The 25,914-nt window shown below is 62.6% G+C and carries 25 protein-coding genes; 10 read left to right on the top strand and 15 right to left on the bottom strand.

Annotation, left to right across the window (positions count from 1 at the left end; all coding sequences use genetic code 11):
* Positions 1-124: 124 nt before the first annotated feature.
* From AB6809_RS02620 to AB6809_RS02585, 8 genes are all read right to left on the bottom strand, one after another.
* The gene (locus tag AB6809_RS02620) at positions 125-394 is read right to left on the bottom strand and encodes a hypothetical protein (protein WP_307260189.1); all 270 of its coding nucleotides are present in this window, start codon (positions 392-394) and stop codon (positions 125-127) included.
* 82 nt (positions 395-476) lie between these two features.
* Complete coding sequence (gene xylB, locus AB6809_RS02615) at positions 477-1,937, bottom strand: xylulokinase (protein WP_029966952.1); 1,461 nt, start codon at positions 1,935-1,937, stop codon at positions 477-479.
* Positions 1,938-1,986: 49 nt separating this feature from the next.
* Positions 1,987-2,889: an AraC family transcriptional regulator gene (locus AB6809_RS02610; protein ID WP_029966950.1), complete on the bottom strand. Its 903-nt coding sequence runs from the start codon at positions 2,887-2,889 to the stop codon at positions 1,987-1,989.
* 44 nt (positions 2,890-2,933) lie between these two features.
* A complete protein-coding gene (locus AB6809_RS02605) occupies positions 2,934-4,109 on the bottom strand; it encodes an ABC transporter ATP-binding protein (protein WP_029966949.1) in 1,176 nt (391 codons plus the stop codon).
* Positions 4,110-4,112: 3 nt separating this feature from the next.
* Positions 4,113-5,147 carry an NAD(P)-dependent alcohol dehydrogenase gene (locus AB6809_RS02600; protein WP_029966947.1) on the bottom strand — a complete coding sequence of 345 codons (1,035 nt, stop codon included), beginning with the start codon at positions 5,145-5,147 and terminating at the stop codon, positions 4,113-4,115.
* 10 nt (positions 5,148-5,157) lie between these two features.
* A complete protein-coding gene (locus AB6809_RS02595; RefSeq protein WP_029966944.1) occupies positions 5,158-5,970 on the bottom strand; it encodes a carbohydrate ABC transporter permease in 813 nt (270 codons plus the stop codon).
* On the bottom strand, positions 5,958-6,836 hold the full coding sequence (locus tag AB6809_RS02590; protein WP_006047172.1) for a carbohydrate ABC transporter permease: 879 nt from the start codon (positions 6,834-6,836) through the stop codon (positions 5,958-5,960). The genes AB6809_RS02595 and AB6809_RS02590 overlap by 13 nt, the downstream gene beginning before the upstream one ends.
* A gap of 28 nt (positions 6,837-6,864) precedes the next feature.
* The gene (locus AB6809_RS02585) at positions 6,865-8,139 is read right to left on the bottom strand and encodes a sugar ABC transporter substrate-binding protein (protein ID WP_029966943.1); all 1,275 of its coding nucleotides are present in this window, start codon (positions 8,137-8,139) and stop codon (positions 6,865-6,867) included.
* A gap of 350 nt (positions 8,140-8,489) precedes the next feature.
* Here AB6809_RS02585 and AB6809_RS02580 point away from each other — a divergent pair, with 350 nt between their 5' ends.
* A complete protein-coding gene (locus tag AB6809_RS02580) occupies positions 8,490-8,888 on the top strand; it encodes a BON domain-containing protein (protein ID WP_006047170.1) in 399 nt (132 codons plus the stop codon).
* 19 nt (positions 8,889-8,907) lie between these two features.
* Here the strand turns inward: AB6809_RS02580 and AB6809_RS02575 are convergent, their stop codons facing one another.
* Positions 8,908-9,852: a LysR family transcriptional regulator gene (locus AB6809_RS02575; protein ID WP_029966941.1), complete on the bottom strand. Its 945-nt coding sequence runs from the start codon at positions 9,850-9,852 to the stop codon at positions 8,908-8,910.
* 162 nt (positions 9,853-10,014) lie between these two features.
* On the opposite strand from AB6809_RS02575, the gene AB6809_RS02570 reads away from it, so the two are divergent.
* The 5 genes from AB6809_RS02570 to AB6809_RS02550 all read left to right on the top strand — a co-directional run bounded on the left by AB6809_RS02570 (position 10,015) and on the right by AB6809_RS02550 (position 15,688).
* Positions 10,015-11,304 carry an MFS transporter gene (locus AB6809_RS02570; RefSeq protein WP_107706968.1) on the top strand — a complete coding sequence of 430 codons (1,290 nt, stop codon included), beginning with the start codon at positions 10,015-10,017 and terminating at the stop codon, positions 11,302-11,304.
* Positions 11,305-11,422: 118 nt separating this feature from the next.
* A complete protein-coding gene (locus tag AB6809_RS02565) occupies positions 11,423-12,931 on the top strand; it encodes a M81 family metallopeptidase (protein ID WP_029966939.1) in 1,509 nt (502 codons plus the stop codon).
* Positions 12,932-13,170: 239 nt separating this feature from the next.
* Positions 13,171-13,506: a DUF4148 domain-containing protein gene (locus tag AB6809_RS02560; protein ID WP_029966938.1), complete on the top strand. Its 336-nt coding sequence runs from the start codon at positions 13,171-13,173 to the stop codon at positions 13,504-13,506.
* Between the two features lie 66 nt (positions 13,507-13,572).
* A complete protein-coding gene (locus tag AB6809_RS02555) occupies positions 13,573-14,352 on the top strand; it encodes an alpha/beta fold hydrolase (protein ID WP_029966937.1) in 780 nt (259 codons plus the stop codon).
* Positions 14,353-14,647: 295 nt separating this feature from the next.
* Positions 14,648-15,688: a sensor histidine kinase KdpD gene (locus AB6809_RS02550; RefSeq protein ID WP_029966935.1), complete on the top strand. Its 1,041-nt coding sequence runs from the start codon at positions 14,648-14,650 to the stop codon at positions 15,686-15,688.
* A gap of 96 nt (positions 15,689-15,784) precedes the next feature.
* Here AB6809_RS02550 and AB6809_RS02545 read toward each other — a convergent pair whose 3' ends face one another.
* The 3 genes from AB6809_RS02545 to AB6809_RS02535 form a co-directional block, all read right to left on the bottom strand.
* Positions 15,785-17,056 carry an epoxide hydrolase family protein gene (locus tag AB6809_RS02545; protein WP_029966934.1) on the bottom strand — a complete coding sequence of 424 codons (1,272 nt, stop codon included), beginning with the start codon at positions 17,054-17,056 and terminating at the stop codon, positions 15,785-15,787.
* A gap of 79 nt (positions 17,057-17,135) precedes the next feature.
* Positions 17,136-17,432, bottom strand: a complete 297-nt coding sequence (locus tag AB6809_RS02540) for a hypothetical protein (protein WP_029966932.1) — start codon at positions 17,430-17,432, stop codon at positions 17,136-17,138.
* Positions 17,433-17,463: 31 nt separating this feature from the next.
* Positions 17,464-17,721 (bottom strand): DUF4148 domain-containing protein, encoded by a 258-nt coding sequence (locus AB6809_RS02535; RefSeq protein WP_029966930.1) that lies wholly within the window; start codon positions 17,719-17,721, stop codon positions 17,464-17,466.
* Positions 17,722-18,142: 421 nt separating this feature from the next.
* Between AB6809_RS02535 and AB6809_RS02530 the strand changes: the two genes are divergently transcribed.
* The 4 genes from AB6809_RS02530 to AB6809_RS02515 all read left to right on the top strand — a co-directional run bounded on the left by AB6809_RS02530 (position 18,143) and on the right by AB6809_RS02515 (position 23,131).
* On the top strand, positions 18,143-19,174 hold the full coding sequence (locus tag AB6809_RS02530) for an alpha/beta fold hydrolase (RefSeq protein WP_029966929.1): 1,032 nt from the start codon (positions 18,143-18,145) through the stop codon (positions 19,172-19,174).
* A 44-nt stretch (positions 19,175-19,218) separates the two neighbouring features.
* Positions 19,219-19,728, top strand: a complete 510-nt coding sequence (locus AB6809_RS02525; RefSeq protein ID WP_053860799.1) for a cytochrome P460 family protein — start codon at positions 19,219-19,221, stop codon at positions 19,726-19,728.
* 332 nt (positions 19,729-20,060) lie between these two features.
* Complete coding sequence (locus AB6809_RS02520) at positions 20,061-21,788, top strand: methanol/ethanol family PQQ-dependent dehydrogenase (RefSeq protein WP_114157738.1); 1,728 nt, start codon at positions 20,061-20,063, stop codon at positions 21,786-21,788.
* A 92-nt stretch (positions 21,789-21,880) separates the two neighbouring features.
* The gene (locus AB6809_RS02515; RefSeq protein WP_371025973.1) at positions 21,881-23,131 is read left to right on the top strand and encodes a c-type cytochrome; all 1,251 of its coding nucleotides are present in this window, start codon (positions 21,881-21,883) and stop codon (positions 23,129-23,131) included.
* A gap of 143 nt (positions 23,132-23,274) precedes the next feature.
* On the opposite strand, the gene pqqD is transcribed toward AB6809_RS02515, so the two are convergent.
* The 3 genes from pqqD to AB6809_RS02500 all read right to left on the bottom strand — a co-directional run bounded on the left by pqqD (position 23,275) and on the right by AB6809_RS02500 (position 25,887).
* Positions 23,275-23,556 carry a pyrroloquinoline quinone biosynthesis peptide chaperone PqqD gene (gene pqqD, locus AB6809_RS02510; protein WP_029966926.1) on the bottom strand — a complete coding sequence of 94 codons (282 nt, stop codon included), beginning with the start codon at positions 23,554-23,556 and terminating at the stop codon, positions 23,275-23,277.
* Positions 23,557-23,641: 85 nt separating this feature from the next.
* Positions 23,642-23,716, bottom strand: coding sequence for a pyrroloquinoline quinone precursor peptide PqqA (pqqA, locus tag AB6809_RS02505; RefSeq protein WP_013341955.1), 75 nt, complete (start codon positions 23,714-23,716; stop codon positions 23,642-23,644).
* Between the two features lie 197 nt (positions 23,717-23,913).
* Positions 23,914-25,887 carry a sigma-54-dependent Fis family transcriptional regulator gene (locus tag AB6809_RS02500; protein ID WP_029966925.1) on the bottom strand — a complete coding sequence of 658 codons (1,974 nt, stop codon included), beginning with the start codon at positions 25,885-25,887 and terminating at the stop codon, positions 23,914-23,916.
* Between the last annotated feature and the right edge of the window lie 27 nt (positions 25,888-25,914).

Raw genomic sequence — 25,914 nt, 5'->3', positions numbered from 1 at the left:
GATCGATCGGCTCACCGACCAGGGGAGAGCGCCGGTTTTACATGTGGGGTTCCCCCGCATTCTAGCGGAGCGGTGTGCGACACCCATGCAATGCGGATATCGCCGAAAAAACGCGCCCGGCTAGTTAGCCGTTAAAGTCGGCCGTTGGAATGTCGTTAATGCGGGCATGGATTCCGAACTCCCCTTCATAACCGATGACCTGCTCCACGAACTGTGCGTAGCGATGGCCGCTTTCGACGCGATCGGAAGAGCGAACCCCGCTGACGACGCGGTGCGGCAGTGTGCGGAGCTTCGCGAGGAGGCCGCGATGCTTCTCGCGGCGTTCGGTGACAGGAGTCTTTAGCCGTGGCCCGCGTTGGGTCAACGGTGTGGTGTAGGCAGGAACCCTTGCCATGTGGAATACCGCAGCCGCGCCTCGGTCATTGAAGCGCGGTTGCGTTGTCGAAACATTGAGCGACTTGGAACGTAACGAACCGCTATCGGGAGAACTCGTCCTTAAGCGCCGCATAGATCCTGCGATACCGCGCAAGCCGCTCTTCGATTAAGCCTCGTTGCGCCGCGTCAGGCGCGCATACTTCGATCGTCGCCGGCGATGTACACACCTGCGCGACGCTCTCCTTCGTCACGGCCAGACGCGCAAGCCGCGCGGCGCCCAACGCTCCGCCGACATCGCCGCCCTGGTGACGGCGCATGGCAACGCCCGTAGCGGTTGCACAAAGCTGGGCCCAGAAGCGGCTACGCGAGCCGCCGCCGATGAACGACGCGGTGTCCAGCGTGGTCCCCGCGCCCTGTAGCGCCGCATAACCGTCGGCCATCGCGAAGGCCACGCCTTCCATCACGCCGTACGCGAGGTCGGCGTTCGTGTGAGCGCCGGTGAGTCCCCAGAACACGCCCTTCGCGTTCGCGTCGTTGTGCGGCGTGCGCTCGCCGCTCAGATACGGCAGGAACAGCGGTGCGCTGCGTACATCGGCGGTTTCGGCCGAGGCCGCAAGCTCGGCGACGTCGGTCTTCAGCACGCCGGACAACCATGAGAGACTCGAAGCCGCCGACAAGATCACGCTCATCTGATGCCAGCGGTCCGGCAAGCAATGGCAGAACGCGTGTACCGCCTGCGCGGGATTCGGCGCAAAGCGGTCGGTGCCCGCAAACAGAACGCCCGATGTACCCAACGACAAGAACGCGCTACCGGCTTCGGCGACGCCCATGCCGATCGCACTCGCCGCGTTGTCGCCCGCACCGCCGCACAGCAGCACCGGGTTCGCGATGCCCCATTCGCGCCGCAACGTATCGTTCAACTGTGCCGCTGCGTCGCTGCCCTCGACGAGCCTCGGCATATGTTCACGCGAAAGCCCGGTGGCGTGAAGCATTCTGTCCGACCAGTCGCGCTTCGCCACGTCGAGCCATAGCGTGCCCGACGCATCCGACATGTCCGAGACGAACTCTCCCGTGAGCCGCCACGCGAGATAGTCTTTCGGCAACAGCACCTTGTGCGCTGCGCGGAACACGGCCGGCTCGTACTTGGACAGCCACAGAAGCTTCGGCGCGGTGAAGCCCGGCATGGCGAGGTTGCCGGTGATCGAGCGCGATTCGGGCACCAGCGCTTCGAGTTCGACGCATTCCGCAGCCGCGCGCGTGTCGTTCCAGAGAATCGCTGGACGCAGCACCTGGCCCGCGCGATCGAGCAGCGTCGCGCCATGCATCTGGCCGGACAAGCCGATGCCGCGCAGCGCCGCGAAGCCCGCCGGATTCGACGCCCGCACCTGCGCGATGGCATCGAGCGTGGCATGCCACCACGACTGCGGGCTCTGTTCGGACCAGTGAGCATGGAGTTTTTCGACTTCGAGCCGTGCGCTGCCGGTGGCCAGCGTTTGCGATTCGTCGTCGGTGAGCAGTACCTTGACCTCGGATGTCCCAAGGTCGATTCCAAGGAAAGTCAAGAGTGTCGTCCCGGTTGTGGCGGCCGTCGTGTGTTGCCGAGGCAAGACGTCAGGCCGCGATCATGTGTTCGTTGATGTGTTCGTTCACGTGTTCGTTCAGTTGATGCAGCGCGCGAAACTTCGACGGCGGCATCCCCTTCGTCGAAAGAAACTGGCGATTGAAATTCGACAGGTTGTTAAAGCCGACGCGATAGCAGATGTCCGTCACGCTAAGCGTCGAACACATCAGCAGTTCGCACGCCTCGTTGATGCGCAAACGGTTCAGGTACTGCACGAATGTGCACCCCGTATGACGGCGGAAAAAGCGAGTGAAGGTACTCACGCTCATGCCGGCGAGTTCGGCAACGTCGGCCTCGCGCAAAGTGCCCGGAAGATTCTGCTGAATGTACGACAGCACCTGGTTGATCGTGGACTGCATGTAGCGATGCGCGTTGACGTCGTAGGCGGGCCCTGCGAGCAAGGTGCGCTCGTTGCACGACGACAACCTGTCGAAGATCGACATCAATAGTTCGACGCGGCGGCAGCCGTGCGACGCGGCGAGTTCCATCATCATCGGCGCGATGGCGAGACCCACGGCATCGGGAAACTGGATGCCGCGCGCGGCGTCGTCGACGAGACTGACAATGGAGTGCAATTCATTGAACGCGGCCGCCATGCGTTCGATCGCATCGCGCGAAAACTGCAGCACAACATCACGCGAGGGCACCGTTTGGCGTTCGCCGATTTCGCTGATCCAGTTGTGCGGCAGATTCGGCCCGGTGATCACAAGATTGCCTGGCGCAAAGTCGCCGATAAAGTCGCCAACAAAGAACTTGCCCGACGACGCGCGTATGACGTGAATCTCGTACTCCGGATGAAAGTGCCACTTCGCCACCGTGTGCGGATAGTCATGCACCCAGGCGCGGAACGACTCGTCGCGCCGCGTGTGCACCAGTTCGAGGTCCGGATTCATCGCGCTTCTCCTTGGCGGCTGTCTCGGGGCCGCGTCTTATTGCGTCAATGTACAGCCGCTCCTTGCACGCCCGTGGTCCGATGCAGCGGATCAACCGGCGATGTCGCTCTCATGTGAGCAACGGGCAAGGACACATTCTGCTCCGTCTGCGCGTCGAAAACGTGCAGGTCGGCTAGTTTGAACTGAAACGTTACCACGCTATCCAGCGCCGGCAATTCACTCGCCGGCACAAGAGCCGCAAGCCGTTCGCCGGCGAATTCGAGCGTGACGAGCGCCTCCGCGCCCAGCAGTTCGATCAGTTCCACTTTGCCGCGCAGCTTGAGCATCGCGATGTCGTCGTCCGCGGAGGCGACCTTCAGATAGTTCGGCCTGATCGCGAGCTTGACCGCCTGGCCCGACTGCAACTTCGCAAAGCGCGGCCCGGCAAGCGCCCAGCGCTGACCTTGCACCTGAACGAAACAGGTGTCGCCGGTGCGTTCAATGGTCCCGGACATGAAGTTCATCGCGGGTGTGCCGATGAAGCCCGCAGCGAACAGCGTATGCGGAAAGTGGTAGAGATCGGACGGTGTGCCGGCCTGCTCGATACGTCCGCCTCGCATCAGGATCACGCGGTCGGCGAGCGTCATGGCTTCGAGCTGGTCGTGCGTCACATACACCGTTGTGGTCTTCAGCCGCTGATGCAAGCGCTTGATGTCGCCGCGCAACTGCGCACGTAGTTTCGCGTCGAGATTGGACAGCGGCTCGTCGAATAAAAACACTTCAGGCGTCTTGATCATGGCCCGTGCGATGGCGGCGCGCTGCTGCTGACCACCCGACATCGCGCGTGGCTTGCGGTCGAGCAAGGCATCGAGATTCAGCATCGCGGCGACTTCGCGCACGCGGCGGTCGATCTCCGCCGCCGGCACCTTCAGCCGCCGCAAGCCGAACGCGACGTTCTCATACACGGTCATGTGCGGATACAGCGCGTAGTTCTGGAACACCATTGCGACGTTGCGCTCGCGCGCCGGCAGATCGTTCACGACCTTGTCGCCGATCGCCAGGTCGCCGCCGCTGATGCCTTCGAGACCCGCGATCATGCGCAGCATCGTGGACTTGCCGCAGCCGGATGGCCCGAGCAGCACGACGAACTCGCCGTCGTCGATTTCCATGTCGAGCGGATGCAGCACCGGCGGTCCGCCGTCATAACGCTTGGTAAGGCCCTTGCAAACGATCTTCGCCATGACTCAGTCCATCTCTATCTGGATCTTCACATCGTGCGGGCGCGCTGCCGCCGCTTCCTCGAATGCCTTCAGGCCGTCGGCGAAAGCGAACTTGCGCGAGATGAACGGCTTCACGTCGATCATGCCCGAGCTGATCAATGCGAGAGCGCGCGCAAACACATTCGCATAACGGAACACCGATTCGAGGCGCGCCTCCTTCGCCTGCATCGCGACGACATCCAGCGGCACGCGATCCACCGGCATTCCGACGAGCACCGCGCAGCCGCCGGGACACAGCAGATCGAACAGGTCGTCGTAGACGCGCGCGTTGCCGCTCGCCTCGAATACCACATCGGCGCCCCAGTTTGTGGTGACTTCGCGAACCACATCGGCGAGCCGCTGCTCGCGTACATCGACGGTCGTCACCGCGGGATTGCCGGCGAACAGCGCGAGCTTTTCCTTGATGACATCGGCGAGAATCACGCGCGACGCGCCGCCTGCGAGCGCGGCGAGCGCGGTCATCGCGCCGATCGTCCCCGCGCCGATGACCACGGCGACATCGCCCGGTTTCATCGAAGCCTTCTTCGCGGCTTGCAGGCCGATCGAGAGCGGCTCGACAATCGCGCCTTCCGCGAACGACACATTGTCTGGAAGCCGGAACGTAAAAGCGGCCGGATGCACGACATACGGCGTCAAGCAGCCATGAATGGGCGGCGTGGCCCAGAAGCGCACGGCGGGGTCCAGGTTGTACAGGCCGCGCATGGTGGCGGGCGAGTCGAATTGCGGAACGCCCGGTTCCATGCAGACGCGGTCGCCGACGCGCAGATGCGTCACCTCGCTTCCGGTTTCGACTACCGTGCCGGATGCTTCGTGGCCGAGCACCATCGGCGCGTCGACCTTGAACGGACCGATACGTCCGTGCGTGTAGTAATGCACGTCGCTTCCGCACACGCCCACCGTATGAATCTTGATCTTGACATCGCGCGGACCGACTTCGAGCGGCAGGTCGATATCGCGCAGCGCGAGTTGCCGTGCTTCTTCGAGTACGAGGGCTTTCAAAAGAGTCTCCTTACTTGCCTTTGAGCATTGAGTTCAACAGCCGGCCGAGTACGCCGACAAAAATAATCGGAGGCAGCGCGAGCAGCACCGTCGACGCGTTGATCACGCCCCACGGCACTTCCTGTCCGAGCGACGTGAACGCGGATGCGACGACCGGCAGCGTGGCGCTTCTCGACGACGTGAGGGCGAGCGCGATCATCAGTTCGTTCCACACCAGCACGAAGCTGAACACGATGCCGCCCATCAACGTGGTCGCGCTGATCGGCAAGGCGATCCGCCAGAACACCGCGTAGGGGCCGTAGCCGTCGAGCGTGGCGGCCTCTTCCACTTCGCGCGGCAGACGCTGGAAGACCGGAATGGACAGCCATGTGATGGTCGATAGCGTGACGAGCAGATACGTGACCACCATCGACAACTTCGTGTCGTACAGACCGAGGTCGACCCAGATAGCGATCAGCGGAATTGCGACGGCCACAGGCGGCAGGAATCGCAGCGACAGCAGAAAGAACTGGATGTCGCGCTTTCCCGGTACGTGATAGCGAGCGATGACATACGCGGCCGGTACGCCGAGCAGCGCGCCGAGCATGACGGCAAAGCCCACGATAGACAGGCTATTGCCGAGTCCGATCAGCACCTCGGGACTCGACACGACTTGCCGGTAGTTCTCGAGCGTCGGCGAGAAGATAAAGCGCGGCGTCGGCGTGACGATAGCGAGCAGGCTCTTCAACGAATTGAGGAAAGCCCATAACACCGGAAAGACGGCAACGAGCGCGAGCGCCACGCCGAACGACCACGCGGCGCTGCGCGAAATCAGTCTTCCCATTTGTTCACCCGCTTCCAGATGAAAGTGAAGATGAGCGTGGTCGCGACCATCATCAGGACGGCCATACTCGACGCATACGAGACTTTGCCCGACAAGCCGATGCCTTGCGAATACGCATACATGTCCAGCGTTTCCGTGGTGATGCCGGGTCCGCCCTTGGTCATCACATAGACGAGATCGAACGAGCGCAGCGATTCGACCATCTTGATGAACACGAGGCTCATGATCGGCACCTTCAGCATCGGCAGCGCGATGTACGCATAGACCTGCCAGGTGCGCGCATAGTCGAGCCGCGCAGCTTCTAGCGGCTCGGGCGGCAGCGTCTCGAGCAGTTTCAATACGACCACGGCGAAGAACAGCCCCCATTGCCAGATATCGACTAGCGCCACCGCATACAACGCAAGATGCGGATCGGACAGAAACGCGGTGTTCTCGACGCCCAGCAAGCCGAGAAACCAGCTAAGAATGCCGGTCAGCGGCGAATACATGAACTTCCAGATGAAGGCCGCCGACACGCGCGGCAGCAGCACCGGCACGATCAGCAATAACGAAATCACGGCGCGCATGCGGCCATGCACCTGCTCGAACAGATAGATGGCGATCACCACGCCCACCACGACCGCGCCCAGCACGGTGACGATTTCCCAGATCGCCGACACTTCGATGGCGTTGACAAAGCGCCTGTCCGAAAACAGGCGCGCGAAATTGCGCAGCCACACGTAGTCGCTATCGGCGTAGCGCAGCACGCGGTTCTTCAACGCGAGATTGATGGCCGCGATGGTAGGAACGAGACCGAGGACCGCCATCACGGCAAGAGGCGGTCCAAGGAACACGAACGGAAGGCTGGTTTTGCCCCGATTGAACATTGACGTCTCCAACAGCGTGGCGTCGGCGTTACTTCTTCGCGCCGTGTTGCATCGCGTCCTCGGCATACTGAACGGCGTCGTTGAGGCTTGCCTGAGCGTCCGGTTGCGTGCCCGTGAATACTTCTTCGAGCGCGATGCCCAGGTTGTCGCCGATGTCCGGCCATTGCGGACTCGACCAGATCGTGACCTTCGTCACCGGATTCGTGTCGTTCAGTCCGGCGAGGATCTGCGGCTTCACATGCTTCTGGAAGTAATCGCTTTTGATCGTGCTCGTGCGGTTGTAGTCGCTAAAGACGTTCTCGCGCAGGCGCGCCTGCTCCTGGTCCTTGCCCGTCGCCCACGCAATGAATTTGCCGGCCGCCTGGCGCGTGCATTCGTCCTTTGCGCCGACAGAAGAAATCGCGAGACCGTGGCCATAGGCAGCGGAGGGCAAGGGTGAGGGCGGCCTGACGTAGCCGACCTTGTCGGCCACACTGGATTTCGTGGGGTCTTCCATCCAGTCGGCGAACGGCGTCGATTCGATCATGAAGGCGACCTTGCCGGAACGGAACGCTTCGAGCGCGTTGCTCCAGTCGTAGGTCGCCGCGCCCGGAGGCGCATATTTGAAGAGGTCGCGATAGAGCAGCGTGGCTTTCACCGCGGCCGGCGAATTGAAGTCCGGCGCCTGGTTCTTGCCGGTCCATGTGCCGCCCTCGGCGAGCATGAAGGGCGCCCAGCGCCACACGTTCATGCCCGAGCCGCGTTGACCGCGTGCGACCCAGCCGTACATGTTCGGCGGTGCATTGAGCTTCTTGATGGCCGCGACGAGTTCGTCGAGCGTCTTCGGCACGGGTATATGCGCTTTCTCGAGGATGTCGCGCCGGTAAAACAGAAAGTCGCCGCCGCCGATCAGCGGAGCGAAATACGCGACGTTCTTATAGCTTGCCACCGCGCGGCGGCCGGGCAGAAAGTCGTCGTAGTCGGCGTCTTTCGGGTAGTACTTGAGAAGCGGCACGACCCAGCCCGCCGATGCGAACTCGGCGACGTTCGCCTCGTCGATGTAGTAGATCTGATAGGAACCGGCACCCGTCGACGCGTCGAGCCGCGATTTCGAACGACGGTCGTTCTCGCCAAAGTAATTGATTTCAATCCGGGTGCCGCTGCGCTTCTGATAATCGGGCAGCGACTTCTCCATGACCGTGAGGCCCAGGCTCTTTTGCGCGAGCACCTTGAGCACGGGAACGTTGCAGGTCTGGGCCGCCGCCAGCAGGGGAAAGCCTGCGCCCAGCACGGTGCAGGCCGTCAACAATCGAATCGCTTTCATGCTCGTCTCCGCATTTTGGAATGTTCTTGTCATCGCCATACGGGCGCTGCGGTTGGCAGCAGAGCAGACGTACGGTGACGAGAACTGTAGTAGTCGCGGTCGAGTGCGGGCCACTGCAAAAGGTCGAAGGCGCTGATACTTTTTGCTCGCGCGTTGGATGCGGCGCACAAAATGTGTCAGTGATGGCGGCGCGCGCGTGCCAGTATCTGGGCGATACGTTCCGATACGTCGCCGACACACACCAGATACATTCCGCGCTTCTAATGTCTATACGGCGCAAGCGTAGCCAGTTGCAGTGATCGTTCTAAAAAACCAAAACGTTGTTCTCTCCAACCTCAAAAGGATCAATCATGAAACTTCGACATCTCGTTGTGAGCAGCGGCCTCGCGTTAGCTGCAGCAGCATTCGCATACACGCCGGCATTCGCCGCGGACGCCGTAGCAGCGGCATCGGGCAGCAGCGTGTCCGCCAGCAGCGTGTCACCCAGCAACCCGGCGCCGAGCAAGAAATCAGTTCGGGCAGCTAATCGTACATTTTCGAAGACGGTCCAGAAAGCCCTGTTCCGGACCAAGGGTCTTGAAGACACAACCATCGCCGTGTTCGGCAACGCAAAGACGGGTCACGTGACGCTGGCCGGACAGATCGAGAGCGACGATCAGGAAGGTCTGGCAGTAGACGCCGCGAAGAAAGTACAAGGCGTGACCTCGGTCAGCAGCAAACTGACGCTGCGCGAGCAAGGCGGAGGCTGAACGAACACAGCGTTTCGATTCAGCGTATGGGTTTCCGGCGCGCCGGCCGTTTCACCGGCGCGAACATCGGCATGCGTTCCTCGATCCATTTCAATAGTTCCAGCGGCCCGGCGGCAAGCGGCCGGTCCGCTTTGACCAGCACTCTCGCCTGCGCGCTCTCGAATAGCGGATGAGCGACCGCAACCGTGGTGAGTTCCTCACTTCCGAGTTCGCGGTACGCGGCAAATTCTCCGACCAGCGTCATGAAGTTTTCCGCGGTGACGAAGCGCTTCAGCGCGCTCAACGAGTTCGTGACGAGCGTGGGGCGGATCGACACGTTCGCGGCCACCTGCGCCATCGAAACGACATGGCCGATGCCGAACGTGGATGGCATCAGCGCAAGCGGATACGCCTGCAAGTCATTGAGACTCGCCGGGCCGCCCCGTTTCGCTAATGGATGGTCCTTTCTCAGCAACAGCACAACCGGCTGCGCCGAACTCGCTCGATATGCGATGCGCGCGTGCGGCGGCGGGTTATAGGCGAGCCCGATATGAGCGCGATTCTCCGCGACCTCGTCGAGCAACGCGTCCACCGCCAGCATCGTCATACTGACTTCGAGACCGGGATAGCGCGTGCAGAACGGCGCCAGCACATCGTCCACAAAGATATCGACAAATCCTTCGCTGACGGCCAGTTGAATTTGCCCGGTGCGCAGACCTTTTAGCGCGTGCAACTGGTCTTCGAGCTTCTCCTGTTGCGAGCGATAGCCGCGCCAGAATTCGAGGAGATGCATCGCGGCTTCGGTCGGCTTCACGCCGCGCGCCTGTCGCTCGAACAGCACGGCGCCAAGTTCGTCTTCGAGCAATTTGATCTGCCGCGTAATGACCGACGGCGACGTGTTGATGTGCTCGGCCGCGCCGCGAACGGTGCCATGAGTCAGCACTTCATGGAAATAGCGTAGACGCTGCTGGTTGATTTCTCGCATTTCACCGCTCCTAACGCCGCATTGGCGTTTTCATGGCGATCGCCGTTGCGTTGCTTAAAAGGCAACGACACGTGAACTTAGTTGCTCTTGCTAGCCGACTTTTGCGCTGCCACCATCGACTCAACCCCTGCGACGGGTCCAGTGAGACATTCGGAGACAACCATGTCAGCAATTCATCCATCGGCCGCCGGCGATCCCGCCGCCGCGCTGTACAGCAAGCTCAACTGGCGGCTTCTGCCGTTTCTGGTGACCTGCTACATGTTTGCGTATCTGGATCGCGTGAACGTCGGCTTCGCGAAATTGCAGATGCAGACCGACCTCGGTTTCTCCGACGCCGCGTACGGCGTGGGCGCCGGCATCTTCTTCATCGGCTACGTGCTGTTCGAATTGCCGAGCAACCTGATGCTGCCGAAGGTCGGCGCGCGCAAGACCTTCAGCCGCATTCTGGTGCTGTGGGGCATCACATCCGCGTGCATGCTGTTCGTGCGCAGCGTGCCGGCGTTTTACGCGATGCGCTTTCTGCTCGGCGTATTCGAAGCGGGCTTTGCGCCGGGCATGATCTATTACCTGTCGTGCTGGTATGGACCGGCGCGCATGGCGCGAGCCATTGCGCTCGTGTTCGTCGCGGGACCGCTGGGCGGCATTGTCGGCGGCCCGGTGTCGGCGTGGCTGATGACGAATCTCGCCGGCGTCGGCGGCCTCGCGGGCTGGCAGTGGATGTTTCTCGTCGAAGGCTTGCCGTGCATCGTGCTCGGCCTGCTGACGCTGCGCGTGATCTCCGATCGGCCCGCCGAAGCACGCTGGCTCAACGACCGTGAAAGAGCCTTGCTCGACGGCGAAACCGCGCCGACCCAGCATCGCGCGGATTCGTTCAAGGCGGTGCTGAAAAGCCCGCGCGTGTATGTGCTTGCGCTGGCTTACTTCAGCGTCATTTTTCCGATCTACGCGATCAGTTTCTGGCTGCCGACGCTGCTCAAGGAGCAGGGCGTCAAAGACACGCTGCGGCTAGGCTGGTACACGGCAATTCCTTATGTGGCCGCGGCCGTCTGCATGTATCTCGCCGGCCGCAGTTCCGACCGGCTCGGCGAGCGACGCTATCACTTCGCGATTCCCGCACTGGGCGCCGCGGTCTTCCTGATCGCAGCGATCCTTGCCGACGGCAATCTGCCGCTCACGCTTGTCGCGCTGACGCTCGGCACCGCTTGCCTGTGGATGGCCTACACGGTGTTCTGGGCGATCCCGTCGCAACTCGTCGAAGGAACGGCCGCGGCGGGCGGAATCGCGCTCATCAATACGGTCGGATTGTCGGGCGGTTTCTGGGGCCCGGCAGTAGTCGGCTGGACGAAGGCGGGGACCGGCAGCATGCATGCGGGACTCTTCGTCATGGCTTGCGCGGCCGCGCTGGCCGCCGTTCTCATCCTCAAGGGCAAGCTGACGCTCAAGCAGGAATAGCTGCTTCGAAGCTGTATTTGCTCAGATCTCTAACGACATGACAAATAGGCATCCGAATTAATTCGTGGATGCGCCCGAGTGCGTTCGCGCACGAGTCAAACATAGCAAGGTGACTTCAATGAAAATCCTGATCGCCGGTTTCCAGCACGAAACCAATACCTTTGCGCCGACCAAGGCATCGTACGAGAGTTTCGTTCAAGGCGAGGGATTCCCGCCGATGGTGCGCGGCGCCAGCGTGCTCAATCTGCGCGACGTCAACGTGCCGATCGGCGGTTTCATCAAGGTCATGGAAGCGAATGGCCGCGAGTTGAAGCCGGTGATCTGGGCGGGCGCGAGCGCGTCGGCGCATGTCACCACCGACGCCTTCGAGCGCATCGGCGGCGAGATTATCGCGGCGGTCGAACAAGGCGGCTTCGATGCGATCTATCTCGACCTGCACGGCGCGATGGTGACCGAGCAACACGACGATGGCGAGGGCGAGTTGCTCGAGCGCGTGCGGCGGGTCGTCGGCGAGCGGATGCCGGTGGTCGTGTCGCTCGATCTGCATGCGAACGTCACCGCGCGCATGTTCGCGCACGCGAGCGCGCTCGTCGCGTATCGCACGTATCCGCACGTCGACATGGCGGAAACCGGCGAGCGCGCCGCGCGCATTCTCGAAGACCTGATGCGCGAGCGGCGGCCGTTGCATCGCGCGGTGCGCCGCGTTCCTTTCCTGATTCCGGTGAACGGCATGTGCACGCTCGTCGAGCCCGCGAACGACATGTATCGCATGCTCGCCGAGCTGGAGAAACGGCCGGTAGTCTCGGTGTCGTTCGCGCCGGGTTTCCCGGCGGCGGATTTTCCCGAGTGCGGCCCGACGATCTGGGCCTATTCGTTCGACGAAGAAGCAGCCGCGCAAGCCGCCGATGCCTTGTTCGCGAAGATCGTCGGCGAAGAAGCGCGCTGGGACGTGCCCTTTCTCTCGCCCGATGAAGCCGCGCTCGAGGCGATCCGCCTGAGCGCGTCCGCAACGCGCCCGGTCATCATCGCGGATACGCAGGACAACCCCGGCGTGGGCGGCGATTCGAACACCATGGGCATGGTGCGTGCGCTGTTGCGCCACGGTGCGACCGATGCGGCCGTGGGCGTGATCTGGGACGCGCAGGCCGCGGCGGCGGCGCATCGTGCGGGTGTCAGCGCGAAGATTGCGCTGCGGCTCGGCGGCGGTTCCGGTGTGGAAGGCGACTCGCCGCTCGAAGCCGAGTTCGAAGTCGAGCACTTGTCGGACGGGCGCTTCCGCTTCGACGGCCCGATGCTGAACGGCATGGAAGGGGAATTGGGACCGGTCGCCTGCTTGCGGATAGAAGGCGTGCGCATTGCCGTGAGCTCCGTGAAGATGCAGATCTTCGACCGCAACCTGTTCCGCGTGGCGGGCATCGAGCCGGAGCAAATGAAGATCCTCGTCAACAAGAGTTCGGTGCATTTTCGCGCGGATTTCGAAGCGATCGCCGAGGCGATTCTCGTCGCCAAAGCGCCTGGCCCGATGGCCGCCGATCCGGCCGATCTGCCGTGGGAACATCTCGCCCCGGACATGCGCGTGCGGCCGCTCGGACCGTCGTTCAGCGAGTTGAATACGGTAGCCGGCTGATTCGATTCGCAGAGGTTTTTGTATCGCAGTGTATCCACGCCGTGTCGAGATAAACGCCGTTGCATTAAACGGCTTTGCGAAAACATTGCAGATACGTCGGCGGGGTTAAATGTCTACACGCAAGGTTGATTCGCAACACTGCGCCGGATTCGGGTGACACGCTAGCTCGCAGCTTCCTGCTGCCGCGTGTTTCAACCGAACCTCGACCTTTATATGCCGTCTTTATCTGGAGAAAGCTCATGAAACTCGTTCAATCCCTTCTCGTTGCAGCACTCGTTGCCGTTCCTGCCGTCTCGTTCGCTCAATCGACTCACGCGTTGACGCGTGCCGATGTGCGCGCGGAACTCGTCCAGTTGCAGAAGGCCGGCTACAACCCGGCCAGCGACAACACGCAATATCCGAGCAACATCGAAGCGGCCGAAGCCCGCATTGCCGCCCAGAACGGCTCGGCATCCGCTGCATATGGCGGCGTCGAGCAAAGCCGTTCGGCGGCGGGTTCGCACTCGTCGGTGAGCCACGTGTCGACTTCGCAGCAAGACGTGGTCGGTCTCGGCCCGATCTACGCGCATTCGTGATTCACGCGACGGCGCGCTTAACCGGGCGTAAAGCGCGCGTCGTCAACTCTCTCGTCGGAAAAACAAATGACAAGACTTCTCAAGAAATTCGCCGGTGCCGCGCTGTTGCTCGGCGGCCTGTTCGCGCTGCAGGCTTCGCACGCCGCGCCGCCGCAGGACCTGAAGGGCAAGAACGTCGTGCTCGTGCACGGTGCGTTCGCCGACGGTTCCAGTTGGGACAAAGTGATTTCGCTACTCGAAGCGCGAGGGGCGCACGTGGTCGCCGTGCAAAATCCGCTCAGCTCGCTGGCCGACGACGTCGCTGCGACCAAACGCGTGATCGATCAGCAGGACGGACCTGTGGTGCTGGTCGGCCATTCGTGGGCAGGCGTGGTCATCAGTGAAGCAGGCAACGAAGAGAAGGTCAAAAACCTCGTCTATGTCGCCGCGTTCGCGCCGGACAGCGGTCAGTCCATCGACGACATCACCAAAGGAAAGCCGGCGCCCGTGTGGGCCGGCGAGTTGCAGAAAGACTCGGCCGGCTATCTGACGCTATCGACGAAAGCCGTACTCGAGGATTTCGCGCAGGACCTGCCTTTGCCGCAACGCCGTGTGATCGCGGCCACGCAAGGTCCGTGGGCTTCCGCATGTATCGGCGAGAAGGTCACGAAAGCGGCGTGGCACGACAAGCCGTCGTATTTCGTGGTGACCGGGCAGGACCGCATGATCGACCCGCATCTGCAACAGGCGATGGCGAAGAACATCGGCGCGCACGTCACGATGGCTAATGCGAGCCACGTCGTAATGGTCAGCCAGCCCAAGCTGGTCGCCGACACGATCATCGCGGCAGCGAAAGCGGCGCAATAGCAGCAGGCGGGCTTGCAGGCCGTGCACATACAAACGTCAGCTTAATGAGTTGTTCGGGCGCCCGCATGTCGGGGCGCCCGAACAACTCGTTGTCGTTACCGACGATGATCCCTTCCGTGCGGGCCGCCGCCAGCGGCCTCGCGCGCTCGGGCACGGCTAACCGAAAGTACACCGCCGCATGACGAGGGCAAACCTTAGTAGGGGGTAGACGACCCCATGTCTGATGGTGCGAACCCCGCCCCGCATGATCTTATTCTGCCAAGCCGTCCGACGTGGCGGTGCCAGGAGAACGAAGATGACCTTCATCCATTGGACCGTGTCGCGTGAAGTCTCGCCCAACTCCCTGCTGAAAATCCGAACTCGCGCGGCAAGACGTTTATTGCTCTGGACGGCTCGCGTGCTTGCCGTATTCATAGCGATAAGCATGCCCGCGGCCCATGCAGCGATGCTCTACGCACAGCCGTACCGCGCCGGCGGCTATCTGCTGCCGCTTCTCTGGCTGCTCGCAACGGGCTTCGCGCTGCTCGCGGCGGCTTTGGCGGTGCATGCTTACGAGCAACGTTCGAGCATCGCGCGGCTTGCCGCCGCGATCGAGCAACGCAGCAGCACGGGCACCTTGCCACAAAGTTTGCCGGAGTTCGGGCCGCCCACGGTCGCGCGGCTCGCGCGTGCGATCAACGGTGCGCAGCGCTGCGAGGCCGAGCGCGTCGCCGAACTGCTCGACGTGCTGGCGGCCTATGCACACGATCTGCGCACGCCGCTGACCCGCATGGCGCTGCGTTGCGAGAGAGTCGACGAAGGAGAGTTGCGCAGCGCAATAGAGCGTGACATCGCCGAGATGAACGAACTGGTCGAAGCGAGTCTCGCTTGTGCGCGGATGCAATGCTGCGCCGGCGCTCCGCTGCGGCGCTTCGATGCGGACGGACTGCTTGGCGCGCTCGTCGATAACTACAAGGACATGGGCCGCTCCGTCGAACTCGAAGGCGAGGTCGGCCATCCGGTCGTGACGTGTCCGCACGCGCTGCGCCGTGTGCTCGTCAATCTGATCGACAACGGATTGCGCTATGGCAACGACGTGCGCCTGTGCGTGCGCGTCGATGCGCATCGCGTGGTGGTCGCGGTCGTCGATTCGGGGCCGGGCATTGTGCCGGCCGAAATGGAAGCGGTATTCGCGCCCTGGTATCGTGCGCCGCAGACGGCAGCGCGTGCGCCGGGATCGGGCCTGGGACTCGCAATCGCTCGGCGCCTGACACTCGCGATGCAGGGCGAACTGCAACTGGAAAATCGCCATAGCGGCGGACTCGAAGCGAGATTGACGCTGCCTCTCGCGGCGTGAACTCGCACCGTTCCTTGGTGGCATGCAAACGTCACGGCGACCGCGCAATGTGCGCGCAATGCACGCGCAATGCAGTCGCCGTGACTCACGCGCCGCCTAACGCAGACTGCGGAACGCAGCGCGAACCTCAGTCGCGAAGAGTTGCGGCTGTTCCCACGCGGCGAAGTGGCCTCCTTTATCGACTTCGTTGAAATAGATCAGATTGTGATAGGCGCGCTCGGTCCAGCTACGCGGCGCCTGATAGATCTCTCCAGGAAAGACCGTCACCGCCGCAGGCAACGAGATATCGACCGCGTTGAAGTTGTTCGAATGATCTTCCCAGTAGATTTGTGCAGCGGACGTCGCGCTGTCGGTCAGCCAGTAGAGCGAGATGTCGTCGAGAATTCCGTCGCGCGTGAGCGAGCGTTCCGGCACGCCGCCGCTATACGTCCATTGCGAAATCTTGTCGTACATCCATGCGGCCTGGCCGACAGGCGAATCCGCGAGTGCGTAGCCGACGGTCTGCGGCCGCGTCACCATCATCTGCGCATAGCCGCAATTGTCGCGATAGAAAACATTCAGCGAGTCATACGCCGCTTTCTCTTTCGGCGACAGATTGGCCGGCGCGGGTTCGCCCAGCGTGAGCAGCGTCGCGATGTCCGGCGGCACGGTCGCCGGCATGTTGACGTGAATACCGATCAGCCCTTTGACCTTCTGCATCGCCATGCGGTGCGAGATCACCGATCCGCAATCGCCGCCTTGCGAAACGAAGCGCGTGTAGCCGAGCCGCGCCATCAGTTCACCCCATGCACGCGCAATGTGATCCGATCCCCAGCCGGTCTTCTTCGGTTGTTCGGAGAAGCCAAAACCGGGCAGCGAAGGAACGACGACGTGAAACGCGTCGTCAGCGCTGCCGCCATACGCGGTCGGATCGGTGAGCGGCCCGATGGCCTTGATCAGCTCGAAGATCGAGCCAGGCCAGCCGTGCGTCATGATGAGCGGCAACGCATTTTTGTGGCGCGAACGTACGTGGATGAACTGGATATCGAGCCCGTCGATTTCAGTCATGAACATCGGCAGCGCGTTCAGTTTCGCTTCGCCTTTGCGCCAGTCGTAATCGGTGCCCCAGTACTTCGCGAGCGTCTGCATTCTGGCGAGCCGCACGCCTTGCGATTCATCGGCGACGGTTTCTTTGCCAGGCCAGCGCGTGGCCGCGATGCGCCGGCGCAGATCGACGAGGTCGGCTTCCGGCACGTTGACTTTGAACGGACGGATCTTGCTGTCGCCCGCGGCGGCGAACACCGAGCCGGGAATCAGCCCCATCGCGCCGACTGCAACGGAGGCGGCCAGCACGTGACGTCGAGCGGGAGAAAACGGTGTTGAAGACATATTTTTATTTCCTGACGCTATGAGAAACCGGCGCGCTCATCGCGGCGAGCCGGCAAGTTATCGATCAGTCGACTCGCATTCAATGATGTGCATACGGCGCGATGGAGATGTTCGATGCGTGCGGTGCCGAACGCGAGCCGGCCTGCGAAGTCGTGTCGTGCATGCCGCCGTACGATTGCGCGTCGATGTCCGCGCTCGCCATCAGAGCGGTTTGTTCAGCGCGCACGGTCTCAGCACTCTGGCCGCGTTGCGACGACGGTGCGCCGATCAGCGGATCGTAGTGGGGCGCAGGGCCGTAGCCGCTGCTGGCGAAAACGGGCGCGGCGATCGCGGCGCTGGCGGAAAGAACTGCGGCGATGACAAGACGCTTGATCATGATGAAACCTCCAAGATTGAATGAAGAAAACTTAGCTACCCTGATAGATCTTGCTGAGTGCCGAGAGCTGGCCGTCCTTCTGGGCGCGCACCAGTTCCTGACGAACTTCGGCGCGCGTCTTCGCTGTCGTTGCGGGCTGAACCGGCGCCCACTGAGTTGCTTGCTGCGCGTCGTAGCTGCCGGCGTTTGCGGTGGCGGAGTTGACCGCCGGATTCGCTGCATAAGCGGAAACAGTCATTGCCGAAGCGGCGAAAGCAGTAAAGGCCAAAGCGATGATCGAGACTTTCATGTCGTTCTCCTGGAACAGTTCAAATGGAAAGCATCCGTACGGGCATCTGCGAGCCGCTATCGGCAGTGAGGCTTGCCGTGCTGCGTCGATCAGAGTCCGTCGTTGGAATGCATTAGAACCGGGGGAGGTATCTGGCTTGTGTCGCGGGAAGGGGCTATTGCAAGGCTGTGTATCGCTTTGGACTTCATACACATTGAGAAACAAATTTCTGCGTTCGCTGCTACTCAGCTTTTGCCGGATCGAATGCCATGTCCGTTTTGTATCCCAATGTATCTACACAACCGGGCGACACATAACGTTGCACTGGCGTGCGTCGTGGACATACGGCGGATACTTTGAAGGCGTCTAATACTTCCACGCCGGCCGGACTGGCAACGCGCAGGCTCTCGCAAGTTTTCATTCAAAAGAAAAGGAAATAGCCATGACTGAACAGATTAATAACCGGCGTCGTCGTCTGCTCGGTACGACCGTCGCGGGCATCAGCCTGATGGAACTTGGTTTGAGCGGACTCGCGCATGCGCAGTCCACTGGCGCGAAGGCGGGCGCGGGCGCGACCTCGTTCGAGAACCTTCGGCAGATCAACGCGAGCACGCTGAACATCGGTTATGCAGAAGCGGGTCCGCAAAACGGTCCCGTCGTGATCCTGTTGCACGGCTGGCCGTACGACATCTATAGCTACGTCGAAGTCGCGCCGCTGCTGGCCGCCGCCGGCTATCGGGTGATCGTGCCGTATCTGCGCGGCTACGGCTCGACGCGCATTCTCTCGGCAGATACGCCGCGTAACGGGCAGCAGGCCGTCATCGCTCTCGACATCATCAATCTGATGGACGCGCTGAAGATCGACAAGGCCATTTTCGGCGGCTTCGATTGGGGCGCGCGCACGGTGAACATCATTGCGGCGCTGTGGCCGGAACGCTGCAAGGCGATGGTGTCGGTGAGCGGTTATCTGATCGGCAGCCAGGAAGCCAACAAGGCGCCGTTGCCGCCGAAAGCGGAACTCGCGTGGTGGTATCAGTTCTACTTCGCGACCGAGCGCGGCGCAGCGGGCTACGACGCAAACCGTCACGACTTCAACAAGCTGATCTGGCATACCGCGTCGCCCAAATGGAATTTCGACGACGCGACGTTCGAGCGCTCGGCGGCTTCGTTCGTCAATCCGGATCACGTCGCGATCGTGATTCACAACTACCGCTGGCGTCTCGGACTCGCGCAGGGCGAACCGCAATACGACGATCTGGAGAAACGTCTCGCGAAGGGGCCGACTATCTCCGTGCCGACCATCACGATGGAAGGCGACGCCAACGGCGCGCCGCATCCCGAGCCGTCGGCCTACGCGAAGAAGTTCACCGGCAAGTACGCGCATCGCAATGTCGGCGGCGGCACTGGGCATAACCTGCCGCAGGAAGCGCCGAAAGCCTTCGCCGACGCCGTCATCGACGTCGCCCGTTTTTAAGCGGACGAAGCGGACGAAGCGGAGACAGGCACATGACGATGCAGATGCGAAAAGTACGGACCGCATACGTTGCGCTGAGCGCGGCGCTCTTGCTCGGCGCAGTCGCGGAACACGCGCTGGCGGGGCCCGCGAAGTCGGCGCCGTCGCCGATCTACGGGGTGACGATTCCCGACGGCTACCGCAAGTGGCAGATGATCGCGCCGGCCGAAGAGGCCGCGCCGCTCGACGAGCTGCGCGTCGTGCTCGGCAATCCCGCGGCGATCAAGGCGATCGAGAACTCGACGCTGCCGTATCCCGACGGCACGATCCTGGTCAAGCTCGCATACAAGCGCAAGCAGTCGCCCGAGTTCGCGACCGCGACGATTCCCGGACCGCCCACCACGGTCCAGGTGATGGTGAAGGACTCGCGCCGTTATGCATCGACGGGCGGTTGGGGTTTCGGGCGCTTCGTCAACGGCCAGCCGGTCGATGCCGCACAACACCAGACCTGCTTCGCGTGTCACGCGGCGAAGGTCAAGGATCGCGACTACGTGTTCACGCGATTCGCGCCGTAAGCGCGGCGGCGCTCCCCGCACTTCCGACCCAACGCCCGCTGTCTTTTTTAGCAACACATCGGCGATGGACTGCTTCAACGTGCAACAACCCTTATCACGTTGACCCAGCGCGCGGATCGGTCCTGCTTTCCTCCTCTCCTTAGCCCCGCGCGTGTTGCGCCGGAACCATGCCGCAATGGCATGCGACTTGCCTCGAACGGTTCGCAGCCAGACTGCGTTCCCCAGACGATGGCGTCGCCGTCCGGCTTCGCATCGATAACTCAACAGCAAGCATGTGATGTGTGACCGGAGCAGCGCTTTACTCAAGCTCGGGTCGACACCAGGAGACAAGGATGAAAGCACGTTCGATTCGGACGATGCGGCGAGGAGCGCTTGCGATAAGCGTCGCCGCGGCCGTCGGTTTGTCATGCGCAACGGCGGCGGTGGCCGACGATTATCCAGCCGTCACCTACGAACGGCTCACCGCCGCGCAAAGCGATCCCGGCTGGCTCACGTACTACCGCACCTACAACGGCCAGGCGCACTCGCCGCTCAAGCAGATCGACACGTCGAATGTGAAGCAGTTGAAGCAGGTCTGGAGCTACAAGTTTCCGGCCGAACTGCAACAGGGTTTCGAAGCGACGCCGATCGTCAACGGCCGTTATCTCTTCGTGACCACGCCGAAAGACAACGTCTATGCGTTCGACGCGGCAAGCGGCAAGCAACTGTGGAAGTTCGAACCGAAGCTCAGCGCCGAATCGTTCAAGACCGCCTGCTGCGACGTGATCAATCGCGGCGTCGCGCTCTATGGCAAGAACGTGTATGTGGCGATGCTCAACGGCGAGGTCGTCGCGCTCGATGCGCAAACGGGATCGCCGGCATGGCGCAAGGCGATGTTCGAGCCCGGAGTCGGCTACGCGTTTTCGCTTGCGCCACTCGCGCTCGACGGCGCGCTGGTGGTCGGCAGCGCGGGCGGCGAATATGGCGCGCGCGGCTTTATCGCGGCGTTGAATCCCGACAACGGCAACGTGCTGTGGAAGCGCTTCACCGTGCCCGCGGCCGGCGAGAAGGGTGGGAACACATGGCCCGACGGCATGCAGGAGCACGGCGGCGCGCCGGCCTGGCTGACGGGCACGTATGACGCGGCATCGAAAACGCTGTACTGGGGCGTCGGCAATCCCGGACCTTGGCTCGCGGATCTGCGGCCGGGCGACAACCTGTATTCGGATTCGCTGCTCGCGCTCGATCCGAAGACCGGCGATCTCAAATGGCATTACCAGTACACGAAACACGATACCTGGGACTATGACGGCGTCAACACGCCGGTGCTTGCCAATATCAAGTATCAGGACAAGGACTACGACGCGATCATCCATGCCGACCGCAACGGCTACTTTCACGCAATCGACCGGTCGACGGGCAAGCTGATCTACGCGAAGCCCTTCGTCAAGGCCACCTCCGTGACCGGCTATACAGCGGACGGCGCGCCGATTCAGGACCCGGCGAAATATCCGAAGACCGGCACGACGATCGAAACGTGCCCGAGCTTTCTCGGCGGCAAGAACTGGTGGTCGGTTTCGTACGACCCGGACAAGCACATAGCGATCGTTCCCGCGCTGCATGCATGCATGTCGCTGTCCGGCAAGTCGGTCACCTACATGGAAGGACTGCCGTACCTCGGCGAAGGCTTCGAGATCAAGCCGGAGCCTGGCAGCAAGGGCTACGGCGAACTGCAGGCTATCGACGTCGGCACCGGCAAGAAGCTGTGGAGTTTCTGGAGCAAGCTGCCGTGGAACGGCGGCGTCGCGACGACCGCGGGCGGTCTCGCGTTTAGCGGTTCGCTCGACGGCCATCTGTACGCATTCGACACGGCGACCGGAAAAGTGCTCTGGAAAAGCCCGAAACTGGCGAGCGGCATTGTGGCGCAACCGTCGGTATTCGAAGTCGACGGCAAGGAGTACGTGGCGATTCTCGCCGGCTACGGCGGGGCCAATCCGATCTGGGGCGGACCGATGGCGAAGGCCGCGGAGAAGGTTCCGCGCGGCGGCACGCTCTACGTGTTCGCACTCAACCGCGGCTGATGCCCACGCGGCGCCGGCGCCGGTCCTGCCCGATGCACATTCGCTCGAGCAACCTGGCTGCGGCGGCGCCGCTTCTTTCTGGAAGCAAGACCATGAAGACTCGACTCAACTCTTTCGCACTCGCCGGCGCATTGCTCGCGAGCGGCGCTCTGATGCCCGGCCACGCGAGCGCGGGCGTGCGCGTCTGCACGTTTCCAGGCAGTCCGTCGACGGCACTCGACGAGGCCGTGACGCGCGAAGCGTTTCGCACCGCGGGCATCGCCTTTACGCTCACGCCAGGCGGCTTCGCGAGCAGCGACGACGACGGCGTATCGCTGAAGGAACTCGACAAGGCGCTCGCGCGCAGGTGCGATGCGATCGCCGGCTTCCCGCGCTCGGATATCGCGGACGGCTCCGGCAGCAAGCTCGTTTTCTCGCGTGCCTATCTGCGCTCGGGTTACGTGAGCGTGACGATGCAGGAATCCGCGGCGCATGCGGGCGGCGCGGAAATCGTCGCGGCCACTTATGCGAGCCCCGCGCAGTTGATCGCCGTGCAACAGCCCAATGTGAAGCTCGATCTGCAGAACACGGCCGAGCTTACCGTCGATGCCGTCGCAAGCGGACATGCGCAGCGCGCGATCGTCTGGTATCCGGCTGTCGTCGCTTATACGAACACGCATCCTGGGCGGAGCTTTCATATCGCGCAAGCCGCTTCGGCGTATGCGGACTGGCACCTGGTATTTGCGTTCGGCAAAAACGGTGCGGCGTTGCAGCCGCGTATCGACGCCGCGTTGCGCAAGATGGAGTCCGACGGCAGGCTCGCCGCGCTGACGCGCGGCTGGACGTTGCCGCGCATGACGCAGGCGAGTGCGCCCGACGCAGCGGCGTTTCTCTATCGCGACGGTCCTCGGCGTGCCGATGTTAAATCGCCGATCATGCGAGCCGGCGGCCGTGAGATCGAGCGCGGCCATTTCATCAAGGTCGATGCAGCCGTGCCCGCGGACGCGCCGGCTTTCGATCGCGCGCAGGTCGCGCATGGCAAGACGCTGTACTCGAGCGCGTGCGCGAAGTGCCACGGTCCCGAGTTGCAAGGACTGAATGCGCCGGCGTTGCGCGGCCCGTCGTTCGCGCCGACCTCGAATGCGAAGCTGACCATCGGCGGTGTGTATGGATACATGGCGAACAACATGCCGGCGGACCGTCCGGGCAAGATGAAGCCGCAGGATTACGCGGACATCATGGCGTTTCTGCTGTATTCGAACGGCTACAGCGCCGGGAAGACGAAGTTGACGGATGAGAGCGCGAGGGCGTCGTCGAAACCGTTGAACGCGGGTAGCTCGCTCAGTGCAGGCACTTCGCAATAGCGTCGTGAAGCGCTGAAAAGCCAACGCGCAAGCGCAAACTTCGGCAACGAAAGAAAGCGCCCGGCGGTTCTTCCGAGCAACGGAGAAACGCCGGGCGCTTCATGCGTGTGCGTCAATAACGCCATTCGGCACGCAACCGCAAATCACTCCACCCAGCCGCGCTGCCGCGCATGTTCGATGAAACGGTAAACGTCCGTGGCGAGATCCGACGCGTTGAACATAGCCTCGAGCTCGCCGATGATGTCATCGAGTTCGCGCTTGCCGTCGCAGCGGCTCAAAATTTCGCCTGCGCTCGGATTCAATCTGATGACGCCTTGCGGCGAGAGCAGCACATAGCCGTCTTCGGCGACTTCCCGGTGCAGGCGAAAGTGCGGGCGCAAATTCGGCCTCGGACCGATGCAGCGTTCAATATTCTGAGCGGTCATACGAGGCACGCCTTTGTTGTCCGTTGTGACAGGCCGCCGCGCGCGACATGTTCGGTGACGCGCGCGGCGGCGCTTCATGCTTGCTTCAGCGTGTGGCGATATACATCGTGACTTCGAAACCGAAACGCAGATCGGTGTAGGCGGGGGTAGTCCACTGCATGGCTGTCTCCTTGGATAGGACGTTTGATTAAAAAACCGCATCGGTGAAGCGGTCCCGTGCTCAAACGCAAGGTCCATGCCGAACGTATCGATGTGTGCTTGCAGCCCACGTAAAGCGCGAGCAAGCCGCCGATGCCCGCGCGCTGTTCAATTCCAGCACACTCGTGTTGCACAACGGAGCAGTGCAATGCGCGCGATTCACGCGGCGTCTTCGCCATTGTTCGCGCCATGCGCCGGCAGCTTGCGATAGATCGTATTGCGCGAGATGCCGAGCGTGCGAGCCGCCGCCGACACGTTGCCGCCATGCTGCGCGAGCGCATTCGCGATCACGCTCGCGGCGACGTCGTGCAGACGCCCGCTGGGCAGCGGCAACGCATCTGCTGCATGCGTGGACGATGGCCGCGCGGCGCGCAGATCGTCGAAGAAGTCGTCAGGCAGATGCTCGCGGCGAATCTCGCCGTCGGCATCCACCATCACGGCCGCGGTGCGCAGCAGATTGCCGAGCTGGCGAAAGTTGCCGGGCCACGCGCATTGCTCGAAGAGCGTCATCACGTCGCCGGCGATGCTGAGCGGCTGGTCGCCGGCGTTCTCGGCCGACGCGCAATCGAGCATCTTCTTGATCACCGCCGACAAATCGGTGCGTTCGCGCAGCGGCGGCAATTTGACGACCAGTCCATTGAGCCGGTAGTACAGATCCTCGCGAAAGCGGCTCTGCGCGATCATTTCGCGCAGATCGCGATGGGTCGCGCAAATGATCGCGACATCGACGGGAACCGACTTGGCGGAGCCGAGCGGGTTCACGAGACGCTCCTGCAGCACGCGTAACAGGCGCACTTGCAACGGGTACGGCATGTCGCCGATTTCATCGAGAAAAAGCGTGCCGCCGTTGGCTTGCAGCAGTTTGCCGACGGCGCCTTTGCGGCGCGCGCCGGTGAACGCGCCTTCTTCATAGCCGAACAGTTCCGACTCGATCAACGTCTCCGGTATCGACGCGCAGTTCACCGCAACGAAAGGCGCCGCGCGCCGGGGCGAATCGTTGTGGATGGCCTGCGCGAGCAGTTCCTTGCCGGTGCCCGTCTCGCCGGTGATCAGGATCGGGATGTTCTTGCCGATCACCTTGCGCACCTTCGTGATGACCGCCGCGATCCGCGGATCGCCGGTGTCGAGCTGGCTCAGCGTCGATAGCGGATTCGCGGGCGGCGCGCATGGCTCGCTGCGCTTGCCCGCCGCCGCTTCGTTCGACGTATGAAAGCGAGCGGGCTCGTCGGCGAGCGTCGTGCGGCGGAATTGCACATTGGCGCAGACCACCGCGCCGTTGCTCAGGTTCAGCGACAGATGCCGGTCGCGATGCATGCGCAGGCGGTCGATCAACTGCGCGCTCGTGAGCCCGAACAGCGACGACAGCGTATGCGCGCGCAACCCTGCAAGCGGCAGCCCGAGCTGGAATTGCGCGCTGCGATTCGCGGACAGAAAGCGGCCGTCGCAGGTGAACGCGGCGATGCCTTCCATCAACGTGCCGAGGAACTCGGGGCGGCCATGAAAGGCGATCTGCAAGGTCTCGCGGAACGTGTTGGCGAACAGATGATTCTCGATCATCTGCACGGACATTTTCGCAAGCGCCATGGTGTGCTGGTGATAGCTGCGATGGTCGCCCGTGACGTCGAGCACGCCGATGAGATCGCCATACGGATCGAGAATCGGCACGCTCGAACAGGTCAGAAACCGGTTCGCGGCGAGATAGTGCTGCTCGCCATGCACGACAGTCGCACTGCGTTCAGCCAGCGCCGTGCCGATTGCATTGGTGCCTTGCCGGCTCTCCGCCCAGTTCGCGCCCGGCCGCAGTGCGACTTTCTCGGCGCGCCGCAGAAAGTCGTCGTCGCCGATGGAATGAAGGATCAGACCTTCGGCGTCGGTCAGCACGATCATGCTCTGAGTGTTCACAATCTGCTCATGCAGCGTTTCCATCACCGGCGTGGCGTGCGCGCAGAGGATGCGGTTCTGCTCGAGCTTCATTGCGAGTTCGCCGGCGGGCAGCACGTCGTAATCCGGGCGCATGGACTCGCTCAGACCGAATACCTCCGAGCGTTCATGGGACTTCTGAATCGACGGCGTAAGCCAGCAAGCCTCGCGCGTGGCGATTGGGGTTGCGGCGTGATACATGTCATCGCGCATTGTCTCCTCCTGGTCGGGCCCCGGTCG

Source organism: Paraburkholderia sp. RCC_158 (genome assembly GCF_041355255.1).
Lineage (GTDB): Bacteria > Pseudomonadota > Gammaproteobacteria > Burkholderiales > Burkholderiaceae > Paraburkholderia > Paraburkholderia graminis.
This window is presented reverse-complemented; position numbering and strand designations above follow the sequence as displayed.